The 15,076-nt window shown below is 33.4% G+C and carries 14 protein-coding genes; 3 read left to right on the top strand and 11 right to left on the bottom strand.

Annotated elements, in window-relative coordinates; all coding sequences use genetic code 11:
* Window positions 1-443 precede the first annotated feature (443 nt).
* Both ABS764_RS11015 and ABS764_RS11010 read right to left on the bottom strand, forming a co-directional pair.
* Window positions 444-1,679 (bottom strand): ABC transporter permease, encoded by a 1,236-nt coding sequence (locus ABS764_RS11015; RefSeq protein ID WP_408081849.1) that lies wholly within the window; start codon window positions 1,677-1,679, stop codon window positions 444-446.
* A gap of 118 nt (window positions 1,680-1,797) precedes the next feature.
* Window positions 1,798-2,295 (bottom strand): YkgJ family cysteine cluster protein, encoded by a 498-nt coding sequence (locus ABS764_RS11010; protein ID WP_408081848.1) that lies wholly within the window; start codon window positions 2,293-2,295, stop codon window positions 1,798-1,800.
* A gap of 78 nt (window positions 2,296-2,373) precedes the next feature.
* On the opposite strand from ABS764_RS11010, the gene ABS764_RS11005 reads away from it, so the two are divergent.
* Entirely contained in the window at window positions 2,374-3,078 is a 705-nt protein-coding gene (locus tag ABS764_RS11005) for a class I SAM-dependent methyltransferase (protein WP_408081847.1), read from the top strand.
* Between the two features lie 47 nt (window positions 3,079-3,125).
* On the opposite strand, the gene ABS764_RS11000 is transcribed toward ABS764_RS11005, so the two are convergent.
* The 8 genes from ABS764_RS11000 to ABS764_RS10965 form a co-directional block, all read right to left on the bottom strand.
* On the bottom strand, window positions 3,126-3,758 hold the full coding sequence (locus ABS764_RS11000; RefSeq protein WP_408081846.1) for a 7-carboxy-7-deazaguanine synthase QueE: 633 nt from the start codon (window positions 3,756-3,758) through the stop codon (window positions 3,126-3,128).
* A 128-nt stretch (window positions 3,759-3,886) separates the two neighbouring features.
* Window positions 3,887-5,557, bottom strand: a complete 1,671-nt coding sequence (locus tag ABS764_RS10995; protein ID WP_408081845.1) for a tetratricopeptide repeat protein — start codon at window positions 5,555-5,557, stop codon at window positions 3,887-3,889.
* A gap of 50 nt (window positions 5,558-5,607) precedes the next feature.
* Window positions 5,608-6,513 (bottom strand): PstS family phosphate ABC transporter substrate-binding protein, encoded by a 906-nt coding sequence (locus tag ABS764_RS10990; protein WP_408081844.1) that lies wholly within the window; start codon window positions 6,511-6,513, stop codon window positions 5,608-5,610.
* A gap of 2 nt (window positions 6,514-6,515) precedes the next feature.
* On the bottom strand, window positions 6,516-6,746 hold the full coding sequence (locus tag ABS764_RS10985; protein ID WP_408081843.1) for a hypothetical protein: 231 nt from the start codon (window positions 6,744-6,746) through the stop codon (window positions 6,516-6,518).
* Window positions 6,746-7,558, bottom strand: a complete 813-nt coding sequence (locus ABS764_RS10980; protein ID WP_408081842.1) for an energy transducer TonB — start codon at window positions 7,556-7,558, stop codon at window positions 6,746-6,748. The genes ABS764_RS10985 and ABS764_RS10980 overlap by 1 nt, the downstream gene beginning before the upstream one ends.
* A gap of 39 nt (window positions 7,559-7,597) precedes the next feature.
* A complete protein-coding gene (locus tag ABS764_RS10975; RefSeq protein ID WP_408081841.1) occupies window positions 7,598-8,149 on the bottom strand; it encodes an ExbD/TolR family protein in 552 nt (183 codons plus the stop codon).
* A 19-nt stretch (window positions 8,150-8,168) separates the two neighbouring features.
* On the bottom strand, window positions 8,169-8,807 hold the full coding sequence (locus tag ABS764_RS10970) for an ExbD/TolR family protein (protein ID WP_408081840.1): 639 nt from the start codon (window positions 8,805-8,807) through the stop codon (window positions 8,169-8,171).
* 40 nt (window positions 8,808-8,847) lie between these two features.
* Window positions 8,848-9,666 carry a MotA/TolQ/ExbB proton channel family protein gene (locus tag ABS764_RS10965; protein WP_408081839.1) on the bottom strand — a complete coding sequence of 273 codons (819 nt, stop codon included), beginning with the start codon at window positions 9,664-9,666 and terminating at the stop codon, window positions 8,848-8,850.
* A gap of 384 nt (window positions 9,667-10,050) precedes the next feature.
* Between ABS764_RS10965 and ABS764_RS10960 the strand changes: the two genes are divergently transcribed.
* Window positions 10,051-11,583 (top strand): helicase HerA-like domain-containing protein, encoded by a 1,533-nt coding sequence (locus ABS764_RS10960; protein WP_408081838.1) that lies wholly within the window; start codon window positions 10,051-10,053, stop codon window positions 11,581-11,583.
* Window positions 11,584-11,649: 66 nt separating this feature from the next.
* Here ABS764_RS10960 and ABS764_RS10955 read toward each other — a convergent pair whose 3' ends face one another.
* Entirely contained in the window at window positions 11,650-12,987 is a 1,338-nt protein-coding gene (locus ABS764_RS10955; RefSeq protein WP_408081837.1) for an FAD-dependent oxidoreductase, read from the bottom strand.
* 263 nt (window positions 12,988-13,250) lie between these two features.
* On the opposite strand from ABS764_RS10955, the gene ABS764_RS10950 reads away from it, so the two are divergent.
* Complete coding sequence (locus ABS764_RS10950; RefSeq protein ID WP_408081836.1) at window positions 13,251-15,068, top strand: hypothetical protein; 1,818 nt, start codon at window positions 13,251-13,253, stop codon at window positions 15,066-15,068.
* Window positions 15,069-15,076 lie beyond the last annotated feature (8 nt).

Below are 15,076 nucleotides of genomic sequence, written 5' to 3'. Positions count from 1 at the left end.
AACTTTCGTTTGATTTAAATTCGTTTTTCTTGCCAGTCTTTATATGAACGTCTGCGTTGTTGCGGGTGCAAAAGTAGTTACTTCATACCGTTATTCAATACTTTTAAACCAACTATTTTTAATCTTTTTTTTAACTCACTGAAAATACACCACTTGGATTTTAGGTTTTTTATCATTTGTAAGAATTTAGAAAAACATCTTATCGGATTTCAACAAGATTTACCATGAAGGCACAGAGAACCGCAGAGCATTTTTGAATCAAATACCACTCTTTACTATATATTAATGATGAACATTTTTCTTGTAAGCACCATCCCCTAACCCTGATAGCAGCGGAAATCCTTACTTGCCGGGGTTCGGCGAGTAAGATTGAAGCGGATAGCAGGAGAATGCTACATAAAAAAGATCAAAAAGACAACGAATACTGTTTGTAACAACCTGAATTAATCGAAACGAATTGCTTTTACAGGTGTAATTTTAGTTATGATATAGGAAGGAATTAGCAAAACCAAAAAACAAACCCCAACCGTTAAAAGATTCAACAACAAAATATAAAAAACATTTATATATACCGGCGCTTCATTTACATAGTAATTTTCAGGATTAAGCTCAATAATTCCAAAGTATTTTTGAATAAGCAAAATACTCACACCTATTAAATTCCCCCAGAGCAATCCGCGAAAGATTAAATAAGAAGCATTATAAAGAAACATTTTTCTGATAGACCAGTTATTTGCACCAATAGCCTTTAAGATTCCTATCATTTGAGTTCGTTCCAAAATCAAAACCAACAATGCCACTACCATATTTATGGTTGCTACCAATATCATTATGATTAGTATAACAACAATATTAAAGTCAAACAATTGTAACCATTCAAAAATATAACTGTATTTTTCTACAATCGTTTTTGCATCCAAAGTAGAACCTGTATGCTCATACACTTTTTCTCCAACTCCTTTTATATCATCAAAATCATTCACAAAAACTTCAAACCCTCCTACCTGATCTGGTTTCCACTTATTTATTCGTTGCATGTGCCTGATATCACCTAACACATAAGTAGCATCAAATTCCTGAAAACCAGAATTAAAAATTCCGACAATCTTAAACCTTCTTACATTAGGCAGCTTATTCTCCCCTTCTTTCATGAAGAATGTATTAAAACCATCTCCAACTTTAAGCTTTAATCTATTTGCCAGATATTGAGAAATCAACACCTCAGAATTAAGAGCATCTACTAAATTAGGCAATCTGCCCGAAACAAGATATTCACTAATATTATCCCATTTATAGTCAGCACCAACACCCTTAAAAACAATTCCCTCAAATGCATCAGCTGTTCTTATAATTCCGGCCTTACTGGCAACAGCCTGAATATGATCTACTTCAGGAACCGAATTGAATTTTGGATAAAATTTTTGATTCTTGGACACCGGAACCAAAGTTGTTTCCGACTGATTACTATCATAGTTAGCAATGATGATATGACCATTGAAGGCTGAGATTTTCTCTCTGATTTTTTGCTGAAGACCAATACCTGTCGCCACAGACACAATCATCATAATCATTCCGATTGCAATAGCTGAAATTGCAATTTTTATTATAGGTGCAGAGATACTGCTTTTATTTTCTTTAGCAGTTATTAATCTTTTTGCGATGAAATATTCTAGATTCAAGTGTTTTAATTTCAAAATTGATTTTCAAAAATACTGTTTTATTCTTGCTTCTTAAGAGAACTTACAAGAAAAAAAGCAATCAAAGAACAACAATGCATATATCCGCAAACAAAATCACTTACAACGGTAATTTCCTTTTCATTTCTTCAACAATATTATACACTGCCGGACAAATAGAAATATTTTTTATTGTTATTGCTGAAATTTGCTGAAACTTTTTCCTGTCAGTATGAGGAAATTCACGACAAGCCTTAGGACGCACATCATAAATAAAACAAGTGTTATCGGAATCTAAAAAGGAACAAGGAAGAGTCTGTAACACATAATCATTATCTTCATCAATGCGTAAATACTGATCAATAAACTGTTGTGGTTTCTGACGAAGATGCTTTGCTATGCGCTCGATATCGGAAGAAGTAAACAACGGACCGGTTGTTTTACAACAATTAGCACATTCCAGACAGTTTGTTTTTTTAAATTCAGCCTCATGCAAATCCTGCATTATATAATCTAAATTCTTCGGCGTTTTCTTTTTAAGCTTATCAAAATACTTTTTATTCTCGAGTTGCTTATCTTTGGCCAGCTTTTGTAGTATGTCGATTTGTGGATTTGCCAATTTAATTACTTGATAAATGAGCTGCAAAATTACACAAAAACGAATTAACAAATAACCGAATCAACAAAATAAAGTACCATGAAAGACCTTTTTGGCAAAGCTATTCTAGACTACCAAACAAATAATGCTCCGGAAGATTTGATTACCGAAACAACTATTTCAGAAGAAGACGAAATGAGTGTTGCTTATTTATTTAGAAATTTCAATGAAATGCCAGCTATAGAACAAAAAGCATTACAAATGGCAAAAGGGAAAGTTCTGGATATCGGTTGTGGCGCAGGAAGCCATAGTTTGTATTTACAAAACGAAAGAAATTTAGAAACTACAGCAATTGACATTTCTCCAAATGCCATACAGGCATGTCAACTTCGTGGTCTAAAAAATGCTTATGTCCAAGATATTTTGACTTTCGAAAATGAAAAATTCGACAGCATTCTACTTTTAATGAACGGAACCGGAATTTTTGGCACTCTAAAAAACACTCCTAAATTTCTTCAAAAATTAAAATTTTTATTAAATCCGGGAGGACAAATTTTAATTGACAGTTCCGATATCATTTATATGTTTGACGAAGACGAAGACGGTGCTTACGAAATTCCTGCCAATGGCTATTATGGAGAATTGGAATTTACAATTAGCTACAAAGGAGAAAAAGAAGACACTTTCCCCTGGCTTTATCTGGATTACAACACCCTTCAAAATGCCGCAAATGACAATGGATTGCAATGCGAATTGCTTTCAGAAGGCGAACATTATGATTATCTGGCAAAGCTATCGATATAAAAAGCACAAAAAAAATCCCAAACACTGAAATTAGTTTGGGATTTCTATTATGGTATATTGAGATATTTATGTGTTTGCAACGAAACCCTCCATTTTGGATTATTCATCACATAATCCACAATTAAAGGAGTCATTTCTTCTTTTTTACTCCATTCGGGCTGCAAAAATAAAATGGCATTCTTATTTACTTTCTGCGCTTGCTCTTCAGCAAAAACAAAATCGTGCTTATTATGAATAATTACTTTTAATTCGTGAGCCGCATCATAAACTGTTTCTGTAGGCAACTTGTTTTTTTTTGGCGAAAGACAAATCCAATCCCAAGAACCTGAAAGCGGATAAGCACCCGACGTTTCTATATGAACTTTTAGATTTCTACTTTTCAGCTTATGTGTCAATAGCGTCATATCCCACATTAATGGCTCACCACCAGTAACAACTATTGTGTCAGCATACTTATCTGCATTATCTACAATCTGATGAATATTTGTAGGAGGATGTAATTCAGCATTCCAGCTTTCTTTGACATCGCACCAGTGGCATCCCACATCACACCCGCCAATTCTAATAAAATAAGCTGCTGTTCCCGTATGAAATCCTTCTCCCTGAATAGTATAAAATTCCTCCATCAAAGGCAACATAGCACCTTTGTTCACTTCTAATTGAATTTCTTTTGATAGCATTTTTACAAGTTAAGGGAGCAAAGATAACTAATTTACAAAAGACATCGCTCAATAAACTACAAATGCTTACCATAGAAATCTAAAAAAGCCAGTATTTCTACTGGCTTTCATCATTTTATTTAAATCAATTACTGGAGTGTCTTCAATGCCTGAATTGAATATTCATTTGTAGGATCAACTTCTAAAGCTTTATTAAAATACTCTATCGCTTTAGGTTTATCAAAGTTAGCATATCCTGCAGCCATAGTACTGTAAGCTTCGACTAATTTTGCTTTAACCGTTGGTTTAGCTAATTCTTCAGCCCCTTTAGCAGTAACATGGTCTATATATTCCTGATAATACTTAATCATCGCCTGATCATCTTCTAACAAACTATTAGTTCTTGCTCTGGACACATACGCATCAACAGTTTCAGGAGAAGCTTCTAATACATTTCCATAAGCAATATCAGCTTTCTTCAATGCAATAGTATCTCTTTCAGCTACAGGTTTTCCTGCATTATCAAAATAAATTGCATTTCCTAAATAATAATTATCAATCAAGAAACTTCTGCTTTCTTTATAAGAAGTAGCAATCTCTAAAATAGCTGCCGCTTCCTTAAACATTTTTTTCTCGTAATATTCTTTACCTAAATCACCTAAGCCGTCAGCCACAGAAGGCTCCAGTTCAACCGCTTTCTTAATAAGCTCGATTCCCTCTGCATACAATGCCGGATCTACAGCAGTTGCATCAGCATTAGTTCCTTTTTTAATTTTAGCCTGTCCCAAATATAAATAATCCAAAGAAATCACTTTATTAGATGGGTTTTTAATAAACTCATCCAATGAAGAAATAGCCTCATCAATATGACCGTTTTCAAAAGCAGCATAGCCTAAATATCTAAGAATCCTTGGATTTACTTTATCCAATTCTTTCATTTTATTAGCCTCAATTTCTAAAGCTTTATAATCTTTTGCTAAGATTAAGAAATCAGCATGTCTCATACGGGAATCTAATGAATAATCTGTAAGAGTCATATATTTTTCATAATAAGACAAAGCTTCTTTTATATACTGATCGTAACGACCAGGTACATTTAATGCCCAGTAATAATAAGTTTCAGCTAATTCTCTGTAAACCGGAGCATAATTAGGACTTAAAGCAATTACCTCATTGTAAGCAGCTACAGCTTCCTGATAAGCTTTGGCTCCTTTTAACAAAACACCTAACTGAACTTTTGCTCTAATCAAACTATTGTCAGCCTGAAAAGCATTACGGTAATTTGAAAATGCCTGATTCTGATTTTTGTCTCCATAATATGCATCTCCAAAAGTTAAAAGAACTTGTGGCTCATCAGCATTTTTTTCTTTTGCTAATTCTAAAGTAGCAAGAGCAGCTTTGTAATCCGGATTAGAATTATTCATATAAGCTTTAGCAATATAAATATATTCTTCGAAATCTTTTTTACGCATTTCTTTTTTTACAGATTCGAATTTAGCTTTTGCTGCTGTTGGATTATTGTTTTCCAAATCAATTTGCCCCAGTCCAATATTATTAAAATGAGCATTGTCTTTCGCTTTCAAACCTTCATCGTAAGTAATCTTGGCTGAATCAGCAATACTTTGTTTTAAATAAATATTCCCTAACAGAAAATAGGCCTTACCTTCAGAAGGATCTCCTTTTATAATTGATTTTAAAGATGTTTTTGCTTTTTGAAATTGCTCTGCATCAATTTGCTTTTTTACTTCATCAATATCTTGCGCATGCAACAGAGAAGCAGATGCAAAAAGTGCAACACTTAAAAATTTAATTTTGTTCATTGTAACTTTATTTAATTTATTCATTTTCATATTTCACTCTCATTATTATTTCAATTTGTTTTAATCAAAATTTTTCTACCAGGCATATTAGCCGGTAAAAGCCCCGATTTCAAAACAATTCTTTGTCCGATTTCACCCGCTAAAAATGAAGAAAACCCCATCCCTAATCCTGAATAACCCTGACAATTAATAATAAACAAATCACGTGCCAAAGGATAAGTTCCTTCTGCCAAATTGTTTTGAGAAGGCGCAAAATAAGAATTTTTATTTAAACCTTCAACATCCAAGACGTTAATATTAGTTAAATAATCATTAATATTAGCTGTAGGCTGAAACAACCAATTAACACCAATAACACCTATCATACCTTCATTTTCAGCTACAAATTTGATAACCTCTTCATTAGACTTAAAAGAATACACCCCCTTTTTAGGCAATTCCGAAATTCCTGCTAAAGCCGTAAAATAACGAACAGTACTTGAATTGGGATTATCAAAAACCAAACCTTCAATCTTAGTCTCAAGATCACCCTTGAGAAAAGCCACAATATCTTTAACAGCAATTAAAGTATCCGATTCTTTTTTATTGGAGATTAAAGCAATGGCATCAGTAGCGAATTTAGTGGTCTTAGGTTTAATTTTTGCTTTTTCAAAAAACTTTAGTTCGTCGGGATTCAAAGGTCTTGACATTACCACAACACGAGAAGTATCTTTAAGCAAAGATTGCATTAATTCCTTTTCGGATTTAGCTTCAAGAATAATTTTTGCCTTATAAGTACTTTCAAAAACAGCTATCTGATCTTCAACTAAAGGTTTTACGGTCTCGTCTACAAGTATCGTAATTGTACCTTTAAGAATTGATTCTTTATCTTTTTGAGAGTTTGATTGCTTACATGAAATAAAAAAAACTATTCCAAAAAACAAAAGACCCAACCATAACAGTGCTATTTTTTTCATACCTATTCTTTATTATCATTAATAATTCTTATACATCGAATAAAAGCATACACAATCAAAAGCAGTCCAAAAGCAATTCTGTAATTCTTTGGCATATCCAATGGCAAATCCTTCATAAACAGAACAATCAAACCTAAAATCAGATAGATTACAAAAAACAAAATGGCTATAACGAGAAGAAATCGCTCTTTAAGCGATTTCTTCTGAATGTTTATAATAAATCTCTTCAACATTAATCCTGACTTACAATTGTAATTGGCAGAGAGTACAATACCCTAACCGGTTTTCCGTTTTGGATTCCCGGATTCCATTTTGGGCATTTTTGCAGAACTCTTATCGCTTCTTTTCCTGTTCCATAACCAATATCTCTCAATACTTTAATATCAGTTAAAGACCCGTCTTTCTCAACAACAAAAGTCACATAAACTTTACCTTTTAGACCACCTTCATCCGGTGTACGATAGTTTTTACCAACAAAAGAATAAAATTTATCCATACCACCCGGAAACTCAGGCTTTACTTCAATACCGGCAGTGTTATAAATCTCATCCCCTGTTTCCTCAACTACCTGACTTGTTTTAGGACCTTTTCCAGCCGGAGCTACAGTTAATACCGCATCAGGATCTCCCTTGATTGTTTCTGCTCCGATTTTCTTGTCTTTGATTTCTTCAATCTTAGGTGGTTCTTCTACTACCTCTTCAGCCTTCGCCACAACTGGCTTAACAAATTTCACCTGATCTACTGCCGGTGGCGGTGGTGGCGGTGGTGGCGCATTCAATTTTGGAGGCTCTACCTTCTTAGGAGGCAATTTAACATCTGTAAGCTTAACTACTTTTACTGAAACATCCTCTTCTTCTTCCCCTTTAGGAATCATGCTGATAATAAGAGGAGCGCTAACCGCCAGACTAAAAAATAAAGCCCCAATGATAAGTGCCTTAGTTGATGTCTTACCGCTAGACTTTCTCAAGTCATAAGCTCCATAAAGTTTATTACGTCCTTCAAAAACGATATCAACCCATGAATTTTTTAATATATCTAATTTCATTTTTCTTAATTATTAGGTTATTAAGAAATAAGATTGCTCTTATTTTCCTTCTAACAATTTTTGTTCCTCAGGTAAAAAATCATTACTGATTGTATAGGTAGGAATTGCTGAAATTGCCATTTCATCTAAAATATCAACAACGTTTTTGTAAGTTGACTTTTTAGTAGGTTTAATAATAACAATCATTCCCTGATCAGGCTTCCCTTTAGCTGCAGTATAGGCCGCAACTTCTTTTTTTCTTTTCAACAATTCTTTACGAATTCCTTCTTTACCGTAAGCAATTTCTTTTGGTACCATCGGAGTATTAATTATACCCATATAATAGTACATTTTATCATTATCTCCCAACATGACAGTCATCGTACGATTCTCATCAACCTTCATATCTTTCGATTCCTCTTTGGGGTTTTTATCTGGCAAACCTAAACTCATCGCTTGAGGTTTTGATAACGAAGTGGTAAGCATAAAGAAAGTAATTAGCAAGAAAGCTAAATCCACCATAGCAGTTAAATCTACCTTCGAATTTTGTTTTTTACTTCTTACTTTGCCGCCTTTTCCACCACCACTGTCGCCGGTATTTAATTCAGCCATTTTAGTGTGTTTTTTTTAATTAAAAATCTTTTCCTCTTAATCCGGTTACTAAGCTAAAAGTATTTACATTTTGATCTTGCAAAATATCCATTATCTTTCTGATAACAGGATACTCTTCTTTAGCATCGCCTTTTATTGCAATCTGCAATTCTTGCTTACTTCCTATAGAATTATTATACTCATTATTAGCTTTACGAGCATTATAAATCCATTCTTTCAATTGATTATCAAGAGAGTCCATCGGAATACCAGGTTGATCTGCTTTTATTCTGTCCGCAGATTTCATATCGATAATTTGCTTCAGACTTCCTATTGGCACACCAAAATCAGACATTAATGCAAATTTATCTTTATCCTCGTCTGAAAAAGTAACTCCGTACTTTTCGGACATCAACTCTAATGTTCTTTTACGAACATCCTTGCCTTTTAAATCAAAAAACACTTTATTTTTACCATTATCTTTACCTACAATAACTGTTGCTAAATCTGAATCCGGCAACTTTACTTGCGTGGTTGATGCAGGTGTATCCACAGGCAGTGCCTCAGGAATTTTAGCAGTAGCTGTCAAAATAAAGAAGGTAAGCAAAAGGAATGCAACATCACACATGGCAGTCATGTCTGTCGATGTCGACTTCTTTTTCATTTTTATTTTAGCCATTCTTTTTATTTTTTATTTTGATACAATGATATCAAAATGATTATTGTTTCAAGCTTCCTCTGAACTTTCTGTATGTATTTACGATTGTAGTTCCTGCCTCATCAATTGAATAAGTTAAATCATCAATTTTTGAAGTAAAGAAGTTGTAAGCAATAATTGCCAAAATAGAAGTAGCAATACCTGTTGCTGTATTAACAAGTGCTTCAGAAATACCAGTTGCAAGTGCCGCCTGATCCGGAGTTCCTGCAGAAGCTAATGCACCAAACGCTTTAATCATCCCTGATACTGTACCTAATAACCCACCAAGTGTACCTAAAGATACTAATGAAGAAATAATAGTCATATTTTTCTCTAACATTGGCATTTCAAGAGAAGTAACCTCTTCTACTTCTTTATGGATAGTTTCAGAAGCTTCCTCACTGTTGAATCCTTCTTTCTTAACATCCTGATATTTCACTAATGCTGATTTAATTGCATTTGCAACTGAACCTTGTTGTTTATCACAAGCAGCAATAGCTTCTTCAATATGACCACCTTTGATGCTTGATTGTACTGACGCCATGAAAGTATCTAAATTTCCTTTACCTGCAGCTTTAGTAATTACAAAAAATCTCTCAATAGAAAAAGTGATTACCATTAATAACATTCCTAATAAACATGGTACAATGATTCCTCCGTGATAAACCATTCCCAGCGTATTAATTGGGTGACCAGTTTCTGGATTTCCTCCCTCAAAGTTAGCAGGCGACCCCATAACAAATTTCCAAATCAAAATTCCCACCACCACACATAATACAATAATGATTCCTGAAACCATTCCTCCACCTTTTGAACTGCTTTCTTTTTTAACGTTTGCCATTTTTTTTTAAATTTTAATAGTTTTAAATAATTTTATTTTAGTTATTATTAACTTGTAGTCCCGCAAATTTATATGTTTAGTTCAAATAAAAAAATTTTTTTTCGTTATATTCAAATTAATCATTTGTAAATTGGTGTTAAAAAAAACTAAACATTGTTTTATTATCAATATCATCATAAAAATTCAAAGATTTTGATAAAATAATTTATTAAATTATGCATTTATAGCGCAATATTTCAACATCTGATTTCTTTATAAAAAAAATAGATTTTTTTAATATTTAACAAAAAAAAAGGCTTAAAATTACAGTATATACTAATATTACACCACTCAAACAGTATTAAACACAGTACATCTAAACTTTTCAAATTAACTTAGATTCTTATGAAAGAAACCGAAAAATTCATCGAAAGTATCATTAAGGGATACCAATTTAAAGGAGAAAGCATTTTATTAGGAAGCGCTATATTAGAAGGAGAAACTTTAAGCGAAGCTGCTGTAAAAATCCCATTAAAGACATTAAACAGACACGGATTAATTGCCGGAGCAACCGGAACAGGCAAAACAAAGACGATACAAGTACTATCAGAACAATTATCCTCTTTTGGAATTCCTGTTTTAATGATGGACATCAAGGGTGATTTTAGCGGAATTGCCAAAGAAGGAGAAGAGAAAATTTTTATAACTGAACGGCATAATAAAATCAACATTCCTTATAAGACAGCTAAATTCCCTGTTGAATTACTAAGTTTATCCGAACAAAGCGGTGTACGTTTACGAGCAACAGTATCAGAATTTGGTCCCGTATTATTCTCACGAATACTCGATTTAAATGATACTCAGTCAGGTGTTGTTTCTATTATATTCAAGTATTGTGATGACAACAAGATGCCCTTGCTTGATCTTAAAGATTTCAAAAAAGTCATTAATTATATTATAGAAGAAGGAAAAGAAGAAATCACTCAGAATTATGGCAAAATCTCTACCTCTACTACTGGTATTATTTTAAGAAAAATCATAGAACTAGAACAACAGGGAGGCGAACTTTTTTTTGGAGAAATGTCTTTTGATATTCATGATTTAATGCGAATTGATGAAGAAGGAAAGGGATATATAAATATTCTTCGTCTGACAGACATTCAGGATAAGCCTAAATTATTTTCTACATTCATGCTGAGTTTACTAGCAGAAGTATACCAGCAAATGCCCGAAAAGGGAGACGCAGAACAACCTGAATTAATCATTTTTATTGATGAAGCACACTTAATATTCAAAGAAGCCAGCAAAACTCTATTAGACCAAATTGAAACTATTGTAAAATTAATCCGCTCCAAAGGCATTGGAATTTATTTTATCACTCAGAACCCAATGGATGTTCCAAGCGGTATATTAGCGCAATTAGGTTTAAAAATCCAACATGCTTTAAGAGCTTTTACGGCTAAGGACCGACAGGCTATAAAACAAACAGCAGATAATTATCCCAGCTCTGATTTTTACAACACCAGCGAAATAATAACTAGTTTAGGTATTGGCGAAGCGCTGGTAACAGCTTTAAACGAAAAAGGAATTCCAACACCTTTAGCCGCAACAATGTTAAGAGCACCAATGAGCAGAATGGATGTACTAACCGAAAGTGAAATTCAGGAAATTAATACGAATTCAAGATTAGTAAAAAAATACAGTGAAAATATAGACCGCGAAAGTGCTTATGAAATTTTAAATAAAAAGATTGCTGAGGCAGAAACCGAACAAGCAAAGAAGGAAGCAGAAGAAAAAGAAGTAAAACAAACAAGAACCTCCACCAGACAAGCACCAAGCACCACAGAAGTAGTAGGGAAATCTGTTTTAAAAGTATTAACAAGTGCCACTTTCATAAGAGGAGCCTTTGGAATTTTATCTAAAATTCTAAAGAAATAAGATCAATATCAACATCAAAAATCAATTTCATTCTAGCTATTGGAATTGATTTTTGATATTGATTTTTTATTGTAACAACTCTAAAATCTTATTCTCGACTTCGGCAGAATCCCAAACAGATTCAATATTATCCATTTTTAAAACTTCTTCCATAATCGTATTTTGATAATCCCCAATTGCCAGAGCTTCCACATATGGACGATCACTGAAAGTTACTCTGCTGTACAGCGGAATCCATTTATCAGGATGTTTTTCAGAAAACCATTTTTCAATCTTCTTTTGCAACAAAAATTTATCATCTGCGGTTTTAGAACTCATTTCCATAAAATTACGATACGACAGTTCAGCAATTGCATCTGCATTAGGTTTACGGGATTTTTGGTACTCCGAAAAAATACGTTCCCAATCTTCTCCATATTCCAAAATCATTTCATAAAGTACCGTTATATCTTCAAAACCAGCATTCATCCCTTGTCCATAAAACGGAACAATCGCATGACAGGCGTCTCCTATCAAAGCTATTTTATCTTCATACGTCCAGGGATAACACTTCATAGTCACTAAAGTGCTTGTTGGATTTTTGAAAAAATCTTCGGCTAGATTTGGAATTACTTCAACTGAATCCGGGAAGTTTTTTTCAAAAAAAGCTTCCACATCTTTTCTGTCTGTCAAAGAAGCAAATGAATTTTCTCCTTCAAAAGGCATAAATAAAGTACAGGTAAAACTCCCGTCTAAATTAGACAACGCTATCAACATATACTCACCACGAGGCCAGATATGAAAAGAGTTCTTATCTAATTTATGGGATCCATCCGCATTAGCAGGAATATTCAATTCTTTGTACCCGATATTTAAAAATTCCTGTGAATAATTAAACATACTCTGACGTTGCATACGGTGACGAATTCTTGAAAAAGCGCCATCGGCTCCAAAAACCATATCGTATTTTCGTTCTTCCCACTCTCCTCTTTCTGTTTCTCCAATATGCAAAGTAGCCGTAGCTAAGGTTACATCCCAAATTTTTTGTTCAAAGAAAAATTCGGCACCCGCCTGTTCAGCAAGATCAATCATTTTCCTGTTCAATGTTCCCCGCGAAATGGAATAAATACTTTCTCCCTCTTGTCCGTAATTTTGAAACTTCAAATCATCCACAAGATGAATTGCTCTTTTATCCATCGGAATTGCAATTTCCCTGACAGCATCTCCTACTCCAACACCGTCTAATGCTTTCCAGCCGCGGTTTGACATGGCCAGATTAATAGAACGACCTGAGAATTGTATTTTTCTAATATCCGGACTTCTATCATAAATATGAACCGTATGCCCTGCTTTTTTTAAGTAAATAGCTAATAGGGAACCTACTAAACCAGAACCTACTACCGCTATTTTTTTGGGAGTTTGCATTGTTTTTTTTATAAAAAGTTAGGCAAAATTACTGATTTATTATTTGAACAACGCTCTATAACCTCAGTTTTTACTTGAATTTCAGATATATTTTGTTAATCAATTATTATTACAGATACTATAACTCAAAATCGCATCGTCTATTTTATCTAATGTAAAAATATCAAAGATAAGTTAGTATCTCCAACACCAATATGATATTTATCAGTTTTTAAGCCAATGCTTTTTATAAACTTTGCACTAATTATAATGAATGTAATAACATGACAGAAAACTCAAAACCACTACACAATTTCCATATTCCGGTTATGGGATTAGCATATACCATAGACAGCCCTATCCGAGTGGCTCATTATGGAATTTCATCTGTAATTTCTATAGCCGATGACGAATTGATTGAAAAAATGAATGCCTTTTACCATCAAAAATTCAATCTTCCATATCAGGAAATATCTCAAAAAGTTTCCGATTACAGAGCCAAACGCATCACTTCTTATTTGAATTTAGTAGATCGGATTGTAAAAGAAAAATTTGAAAATTTTAAAAATGAATTGGTCGAAAGCAAAGAATGCTTAGAAAACTATATTACCATGTTGCCCAATAAATCTGAAATCAAAAAAGGGCTACAATCTTTTATTGATGAAGGATTTCATTGGAAAGAAAATATTAAAAATTACATAGAAAAACATTTATCTGCCGGAGCTGTTGATGTTAATATTATGACCAAATTAGACAAAGACAATTTTGAAAACAAGGAACAATTGCCCGTTATTTTCAATGATGCCCATGCGGCTCTTCGAGGTTTTGCCAATAGTACGGTAAGTTCATCCATTGTACTTTCAGCAGGAATGAATCCGAGATTATATAGTTACTTTGAAAATTTTGATGCTTTTTTCCCTGATGAGAACAATCAGTTAAAAAAGAAAATCACTTTAAAAGTGAGCGACTTTCGATCGGCAATGATACAGGGAAATTTTTTAGCCAAAAAAGGACTTTGGGTTTCAGAATACCGAATCGAATCAGGATTAAATTGTGGCGGACATGCCTTTGCTACCGAAGGTCTTTTATTAGGTCCTATTATGGAAGAATTCAGAGAAAAAAAAGAACAACTCGTACAATCCGCTCATGAATTGATGGTAAAAGCTTTAGAACAAAAAGGAAAAAACATTCCTGAACAATCTTTAGACTTGAGAATTACAGTTCAGGGTGGTGTAGGAACTTCGGAAGAACATGATTTTTTGTTGAATTATTATCAGGCGGATTCTGTGGGTTGGGGAACTCCTTTCCTATTAGTTCCTGAAGCAACATCCGTTGATCCGGATACCCGTAAGCTATTGATAAATGCGAAAGAAAAAGACTTGTATTTAAGCCATATTTCGCCTTTGGGAGTTCCGTTCAACACTTTGAGAGGCACTACAAACGAAATTATCAAACAAAAACGCATTCAGGAAAGAAAAGCCGGTAGTTCGTGTCCTAAAAAATTCTTAGCATTAAGCAAAGACAGCCAAGGCAATGGAATTTGTACCGCTTCGAAGAAATACCAAGATGGAAAACTGGAGGAATTAGAAGCTACTAAAAACATTCTTTCAATAGCCAATTATGAAAAAGAAAAACACAGGATTACCGAAAAATCATGTCTTTGTGTAGGTTTAGCCAATGCTTCTTATCTGGAAAACAACATAAAAATTAAAGGTCAGGATCAGGGAGTTGTGATTTGTCCGGGACCCAATATGGCTTATTTCGATCAGGAAGTTTCACTTTCTAAAATGCTGCAGCATATTTATGGAAATACTACGGTTTTAAGAACTACAAATCGTCCTCATTTTTTTGTAAAAGAACTAAAAATGTACATCGACTATTTAAAAAGTGATATTCAGACTATTGGTAACGAAATAAATAATGCAAAAACTAAAAAACTGGAATCTTTTAAAAACAATCTTTTAGAAGGAATTGCATATTACCAAATTTTATTCATTAATGTTCCTGATTTTCAAAGCACAAAAAAAGAAATAATGAGCCAATTCGAATACTATAAAAAGGAATTGCAATCTATCGAAATCCCCAAATTAGAAATAGCTTGATCTAAAAA

Source organism: Flavobacterium plantiphilum, from assembly GCF_046000495.1.
In the GTDB taxonomy this organism is placed as follows: Bacteria; Bacteroidota; Bacteroidia; order Flavobacteriales; family Flavobacteriaceae; genus Flavobacterium; species Flavobacterium plantiphilum.
Note: the sequence above shows the minus strand (reverse complement) of the source record. Positions and strands in the feature narration are given on the sequence as shown.